Origin of the sequence: Wolbachia endosymbiont of Drosophila bocki, from assembly GCF_028982005.1 — a bacterium.
GTDB classification, from domain to species: domain Bacteria; phylum Pseudomonadota; class Alphaproteobacteria; order Rickettsiales; family Anaplasmataceae; genus Wolbachia; species Wolbachia pipientis.
Genome location: NZ_JAPQLG010000135.1, coordinates 1 through 6,768, shown reverse-complemented (window position 1 = coordinate 6,768; position 6,768 = coordinate 1). Strand labels below are relative to the sequence as shown.

General features: G+C 34.2%; 8 protein-coding genes and 1 pseudogene. 5 read left to right on the top strand and 4 right to left on the bottom strand.

Annotated elements, in window-relative coordinates; genetic code table 11:
* Positions 1-208 precede the first annotated feature (208 nt).
* Positions 209-1,033 carry a hypothetical protein gene (locus OZD61_RS02985; RefSeq protein WP_274979791.1) on the bottom strand — a complete coding sequence of 275 codons (825 nt, stop codon included), beginning with the start codon at positions 1,031-1,033 and terminating at the stop codon, positions 209-211.
* A gap of 167 nt (positions 1,034-1,200) precedes the next feature.
* Between OZD61_RS02985 and OZD61_RS02980 the strand changes: the two genes are divergently transcribed.
* The 4 genes from OZD61_RS02980 to OZD61_RS02965 are packed head-to-tail and all read left to right on the top strand — an operon-like array spanning position 1,201 to position 3,479.
* On the top strand, positions 1,201-1,839 hold the full coding sequence (locus OZD61_RS02980) for an HAD family hydrolase (protein WP_182321159.1): 639 nt from the start codon (positions 1,201-1,203) through the stop codon (positions 1,837-1,839).
* Positions 1,839-2,324, top strand: a complete 486-nt coding sequence (locus OZD61_RS02975; RefSeq protein WP_274979790.1) for an RDD family protein — start codon at positions 1,839-1,841, stop codon at positions 2,322-2,324. The genes OZD61_RS02980 and OZD61_RS02975 overlap by 1 nt, the downstream gene beginning before the upstream one ends.
* Positions 2,325-2,383: 59 nt before the next feature.
* Positions 2,384-2,860 (top strand): bacterioferritin, encoded by a 477-nt coding sequence (bfr, locus tag OZD61_RS02970; RefSeq protein WP_274979789.1) that lies wholly within the window; start codon positions 2,384-2,386, stop codon positions 2,858-2,860.
* 1 nt (position 2,861) lies between these two features.
* Positions 2,862-3,479, top strand: a complete 618-nt coding sequence (locus tag OZD61_RS02965; RefSeq protein WP_274979788.1) for an SURF1 family protein — start codon at positions 2,862-2,864, stop codon at positions 3,477-3,479.
* A gap of 30 nt (positions 3,480-3,509) precedes the next feature.
* Here the strand turns inward: OZD61_RS02965 and OZD61_RS02960 are convergent, their stop codons facing one another.
* Together OZD61_RS02960 and OZD61_RS02955 are read right to left on the bottom strand one after the other, a co-directional pair.
* Positions 3,510-5,228 (bottom strand): monovalent cation:proton antiporter-2 (CPA2) family protein, encoded by a 1,719-nt coding sequence (locus OZD61_RS02960; protein ID WP_182319809.1) that lies wholly within the window; start codon positions 5,226-5,228, stop codon positions 3,510-3,512.
* A gap of 5 nt (positions 5,229-5,233) precedes the next feature.
* Positions 5,234-5,806, bottom strand: a complete 573-nt coding sequence (locus OZD61_RS02955) for a thioredoxin family protein (RefSeq protein WP_274979787.1) — start codon at positions 5,804-5,806, stop codon at positions 5,234-5,236.
* A gap of 108 nt (positions 5,807-5,914) precedes the next feature.
* Here OZD61_RS02955 and tmk point away from each other — a divergent pair, with 108 nt between their 5' ends.
* The gene (gene tmk, locus OZD61_RS02950; RefSeq protein ID WP_274979792.1) at positions 5,915-6,505 is read left to right on the top strand and encodes a dTMP kinase; all 591 of its coding nucleotides are present in this window, start codon (positions 5,915-5,917) and stop codon (positions 6,503-6,505) included.
* On the opposite strand, the pseudogene OZD61_RS02945 reads toward tmk, so the two are convergent.
* Positions 6,498-6,768, bottom strand: a pseudogene (locus OZD61_RS02945) (hypothetical protein); the annotation flags it as partial. The gene tmk and the pseudogene OZD61_RS02945 sit on opposite strands and share 8 nt — an antisense overlap.

The following is a 6,768-nucleotide window of genomic DNA, read 5'->3' as shown; positions in this document are numbered from 1 at the left end:
ACTCCAATTGTGTTTTGGCATAAAACGCGACGCGTATTAGACTTATTTGCAAGCAAAGCTTGCTAGATCCAAGTAGTCAGGGCACTGGGATGACATCATAGGGACACTGGGATGATACCCTGACAATCGTCATCCCGCTACTTGTTAGCGGATGAGATACCGCGGCGGTATGACGGTTCGTGGCGGTATAATGAAGCTTGAAAGCGGATCACCTTTCACGACCCGTGTTTACTTCATTCACTTTAGGAGTATTAACAGGCGTTATTGCCGGGTTCTCAAGCTTTGTTGCCTGCTTCAAACCCTCGCTTACACTTTTGTCCTTTAAAATTTCATCAAGCTGCTTACTCTTTTGTTGCTCTTCGTTATTTGACGTATCTCTTTGAGCATCTTCTTTCATGCCACGAGCATTCTCTACATCCTTTTCACCTTCACCTAAAAATTTTTCTAATATTTTCTTAACAAAGCGCTTCAGAAGACTCAAAAACCCTTCTTCTTTTTGATTTTCTTGTGGTTGAGGCGTGGTATCTTTTTTGTCCGGCTCAGTGTTGAGCTTCTCTTTTATAGAACTCTTGCTCACTGAGGGATTAACGGTTTGTGAATCGTGCTCTGATGCTGTTTGCACAGAAGCTTCAGTAGTCTTTTTTTGTGTATTATGTTCAAGGTCTTTAACTGCTGTTGTAGTTTTTCTCGGAGTGTCTTGGAGTTTTTTGTCACTTTTTGGCTCTGCAACTTTTTCACTTGTGAAGATGTCCTTCCCTTTATATTGCTGGTCAAGCTCAGCAATTCTTTCAAAATCTTGACGTACTTTTTCATCTGCACGTCCTTTTTGACTTTCAAATTTCTGACTCAATTCTGCAACGTTTTTCATTTTGTTCTCAAGCTCCTTACTTTTCACAGCTTTTAGAGCCTCTGTTCCTTTTGCGATATAATTAACCTTCTCTTCTAATGAGGTACCTTCTGGAAAAGCACCTGGAGAACGTTCAACAACGTCTTTAAACTTTTTTTCAACACTTTCTTGAGATGTCTGGGCCATACCTATTACCTATTAAAGCATATCATATAACCAGTATATTAGCTCATTATATAAAAAACAGTTAACATAACTTGTGGTAAAGAGTGTTTATCAAGAACGTCCTTTTTATATTTTTTTTATTAAAATGCTATTTACTTATTAAGTTAAAATGTATAATTATATAAGAGATGAAAGATAGCTCATTAGCAGTAGTATTCGATTGGGATAACACCTTAGTTGACACTCAAGATAACATTTTTAATGCTATTAAGTATACCATAAACTCAATGGGGTATAGTAATAAAGCTGCTGATAGAAATTCCCACGAGTCGAGAAAGAGCTATATGGTCAATTTGTTTGGCGATCAGTGGAAAAAAGCAAATCAGATATATCAACAATATTTAGATGATGCGCTATTGCAAAACATCGCTCTGAATCAAGGAGTAGAGAAAATGTTGCAGACACTGAAAAGCCACAATGTTTATCTAGCAATAGTAAGTAATAAGAAAAATACTAATTTACGTAAAGAAGTTGCCTATTTTAAACTAGATTCCTACTTTGAAAGAGTGGTTGGGTCATGCGATACTGCAGAAGATAAACCATCTGCAACCCCTTTGTTATTTGCACTAGAAGAGAGTACGTTGCCTATAAATAGAGAAAATGTGTTTTTCGTTGGTGATAGCATCACAGATGTTCTGTGTGCACAAAACGCCAATTGTTTACCTATTATATACGGTCAATCAATAAGCGGTTATGAAGATTTGTTATGTTTTCAACATTTTGATAAGCTTACAAATTTTGTAATAAAGTATTTAGAAGATAGGTAATGACAGAGATTGCCAGCATAAAAAGGCGCTTTTGCGCATATTTAATAGATGTAGCAATTTTATTAATTCCAACTTTATTAATTATACTGCTATTAGAGGATTCTCCGTTGATCTTACATCTATCATACATGTGTGTAAATTGTAGTTACTTCACATATTTTATATCTTCAAAGACCCAAGCAACTCCAGGTCAACAGTTAATGAATATATGTACTATCAATTTAGATAATTCTAAAATAGACTTGAATTTAGCGTTTGACAGAAGCACTTCCCAGTTTTTTCTTCCTTTGTTAAACAGTGTAGTAGTTGTCCTTACTGAATTTTTGCAAGATCAGGAGGTATTAGTGAATGTCTTGAGTGCATTGAAAGTAATGATAGTGCTGCTCACCCTCTATTGGTATCTAGTTGCTTGTTTTTCTAAAAAGAAACAGACATACCACGACATGCTATTTAATACGGTTGTTATCAAAGGAGCTATTAAATGAGTTGCTATAATCATCGTTATCATATAAATTATGCTGATAAATTGAACTAAGGGAAGATTATGAATGAAGAGATAGTAAAACATTTGAACAAATTATTGACCAATGAGCTGACTTCTGTACGCCAGTATCTTTTACATTTTGCAGTGCTCAAAAACAATGGAATTAATAGACTTGCAGAAAAGGTAAAAAATGAGCTTAACGAAGAACTTGAACATGCAAGCAAGTTGGCAGAAAGGATTTTATTGCTTAAAGGTGTACCAAATTTTCAAGATACAAATGAAATATCAAAGTATGATGGAAAGTTTACAAAAGACACAATACGGAAAATCTTAGAAGCTAATTTGAAATTAGAGGGAAAAGGTATTAAGGATATCAAAGAAACGATTTCTATCGCTGAGAAAGAAAAAGATTTTGTTAGTGTAATGTTATTAGAAGAGATGTTAAAAAATGAAGAAGAGCACTTCCATTGGATTGAGAAACAGACCGATCTTATTGAGCTAATGGGTGTTGAAAACTATTTAAGAACACAAATATAGAGTGTTAAAAAAGATAGTATTTATTTTAATTATACCTTGCTCACTTCTTTTTTTATTAGGGTTATGGCAAATATTCAGATTGAACTGGAAGAATAATATTATTAAAAGTATGAGTCTTCCAGTGGTTCATCTATTGCCCAATAACGACCTTGAAAAATTTAACTATAGGCATGTCAAGATTGATGGGATTCTAAGTGATATGGAACTATATGTTTTTGCAGGGCAACACGGCTATCACGTGCTGTCTCCTATGTTGCTCACCACTGGACGTTACATGTTGGTGAATAAAGGAATAGTCAGAGAAAAAAAGGAGAAAAAAGTAAAAATTGAAAAAGTAGTTGCAGATGGAATTTTATATTGCGATAGCAATAAAAGTAAAAATTGGTTTATCAAGAACGATACTGCTTCGAATACATGGTTTAGCCTGAGTACAGAAGAAATTTCCAATGAGTTAGGTATTAAGCTAGAGAAGTGTGCATTGTGGCCGAACAATTTTGGCAGCAAAGTAGCTATACAGCCAATGAAGCATTTGGAATATGCAATCACTTGGTTTGCACTTTCCTTAACTTGGTTGATTATGTGCGTAATTTACTATAGGCAAAACCTCAATAAAGCTTGAAGCTTTCTGTACATAAAATTAGAAAAGTAGTTATTCATCTTTATCACTACCAAGGTCTTTTAACATACTGTAATTGCCTTTTCTGAATCTACTTTTTAAAGACGTAACTCCACTTTCGCTAATACCACTAAGGCTCAGTGCAGCTCCACCTAGCTGCAATCCTATCTCAGATGTTTCAGGAATAATTTTACTAGCTCCCAGATCTCTATAAACCTCCACATTACTCAGATCTGGTAAGCGTATTACAATATTTACATGCGGAAAATTTGCTGCAACTAAAGAAACAACTTTTTTTATAGTAACCTCATTCTTTATTGAAATAACGAGAGCTTGAGCTCTTTCTATTCCTACCGATTTTAAAATTTCACATCTTGTAACATCTCCAAGATATATAGGAAAACTATCACTTTTTCCTTCTTTGACTATTTTCGATTGAATATCTACAACAACGTAACTTAAATGCTCTGCCGTAAGCATTTTTGTTACCATATATCCCACTCTACCAAATCCAGCAACTATCACATGGTTATAAAGATCTTGTGTATCTGTTTCAACAGCTTCATCATCTAATATTGTTTTCTCAGTGCTAAATGAGTTTGCTATCCAATCTCCAAGCCCCGATAAAAGAGGAGTGAAAGCCATGGTTACTGTAGTTACCATCATAAGTACTTGAGCGATTTCACTTGGTAGCACATTTAGCTCATCTGCTAAGCGAAATAAAATAAACGCAAATTCACCGCCTTGTGAAAGCAGTAACCCAGCTTGTATAGCAGGTGCACTCTTAAATCCAAAAAATCTACACAATATATATATGATAGATGTTTTTAAAACGATAAGGATAATCGATAATAAAGTAATTAGTGGTAACTTATTGAGTAAAAGTTCGGTATTGATGGACATACCAACAGTCATGAAAAATAAGCCAAGAAACAAATCTTTAAATGGTAATACCGCGTGTTCCACTGAGTGTCTGTATTCTGTTTCTGCAACTAACAATCCAGCAACAAATGCACCTAATGCCAACGATAAATGGAATTGCTCAGTAATAAATGCTGCTCCTAATACTATTAAAAGCGTTGTTGATATAAAGACCTCATTACTTTCCATTTTAGCAATAACCGAAAATAAAGGTCTAAGCAATAATCTACCAGTTATAAATATCAGCACTAATGCAATAGCTGCTTGCACCAATGAACCTGCCAATGAGCTTATCAGGCTGTGCTCAGAATTGCCAGCAAGTAAAGGTACCAATACTATTAATGGTACTACTGCAAAATCTTGCATTAATAGTACTGCTATTGACAACCTACCAACCTGACTTGCTTGAGAACCTTTTTCTTGCAGAACCTGCAACACTATTGCTGTTGAGGATAGCGCAAGCCCACCACCAATAACTGTTGCTATATTCGTATTCACTCCGAAAGCAAGAGCGATGCACCATATTGCTACCATGGTAACTATAACTTGAAGAGAACCGAACCCAAATACATGAATACGCATAGCGATCAGGCGTTCAAATGTCAATTCAAGGCCTATAATGAATAATAGGAAAACTACACCAAATTCTGCAAGATTATCCATTGCTTCAGCTGAGTGTATCAGATTAAACCCATGAGAACCAATAACTGCACCTGCAACGAAGTAACCGAGCACTGGACTAATATTCATTTTCCAAAACGCTATGACTATAAACACAGCAGCAGAAAGCAAAATTATAATATCAAACAAATGCTGAGAGCCACTGTGCATGATATTTAACCTGTAGAATTAGACCATTTAATTGAGCAGCCAATACTTGATTTTTGGTCAATTGGAGAATTACCAGTTTCTGCAATAAATTTCATAGCTTGAAATAAGTCACTACTTCCTACTTCATAGCTTTGAACCTTTTCTTTTTTTGTGTTATTAAAACGTCCACGATAGCAAAGGTTTAAATCGGAATTAAAGCCAAAAAAGTCAGGAGTGCAAACAGCCCCGTATTCTTTAGCTATTTTCTGTGTACTATCAATTAAATATGGAAATGTAAACTTATTTTCCTTGGCAAAATTAATCATATTTTCAAAGGAATCTTCTGGATATTCGTTTACATCATTTGGCATTATTGCAACGGTGTTTACCTGATAATCTTTTTTCAATTGATCAACATCGCTTACCAGATTGCTAATAATTGACTGAACGTAAGGACAGTGATTGCATATAAACATTATAATAAGACTATTTTTTCCACAATAGTCACTTAATGCATAATATTCATTGTCTACTCCCAAAAGATTAAAATCTTTTGCAGTAAAACCAAAATCGACTTTAGGAGTATTCAGAGCAACCATAGACTATTATCATACCATATGTAATTTACGGTCTTATTATTTAAATGTCAAACGGTTTCTATGTATACTGTTTGCATATTCTTTTTTAGTATTATAATTATAAAACTTATGTTCATAACTTTCGAAGGAATAGACGGCTCTGGTAAAACAACACAATCTAAGCTACTTGCAAATCATTTTAAGCAAATTCACGGCGAAAATAATGTGGTATTGACTCGAGAACCAGGTGGCACTGATTTTGCAGAAAAGATAAGAGGAGTATTGTTAACGAATAATATTGATTCTATTTCTGAACTCTTGCTACTTATCTCGATGAGGCGCGAACATATGAAAAAATTAATATTACCAGCTCTTGCAGAAGGAAAAATAGTGATTTGTGATCGGTTTATTGATTCAACTATTGCATATCAAGGATATGGGTTTGGAGTTGACTTAGGGCTAGTAAGGGACTTACATAAGCTAGTGGAAATTAAATATCCAGATATTACATTCATTCTAGATATTGATGTTAAAGTTGGGTTAAATAGAGCAAAAGACAAGAATAAATATGAAGAAATGGATGTTAATTTTTACAATAAGGTCAGAAAAGGATTTCAGGAAATAGCCATAAAAGAGCCCGTTAGGTGCAGTGTTATCACTGGAATTGAAACAAAAAATGATAATCACGTACACAATGAAATTATTGATAAAATCACCTAGCTTGTGATAGAAAATTATCAATTTCAGGTAACATTATTTCATATGAATAACTTTTTGTTTGAGTAGCTAAAAAATCCTGTATTTTGTCTGGATCTTCTTCACTTATCATCTTATATGCCCTTGCGAGGTTCATTAATTCACTTCTATTTTTTTTATTGCTTACTTCAGTAATAGTAAAAAATTGATCAAAATGGTCTAAGAACCTGTTAAGGATCTCGAAAATATGAGGTAAAATAAGCATAGTTAAGAAAGAGGTATATCTA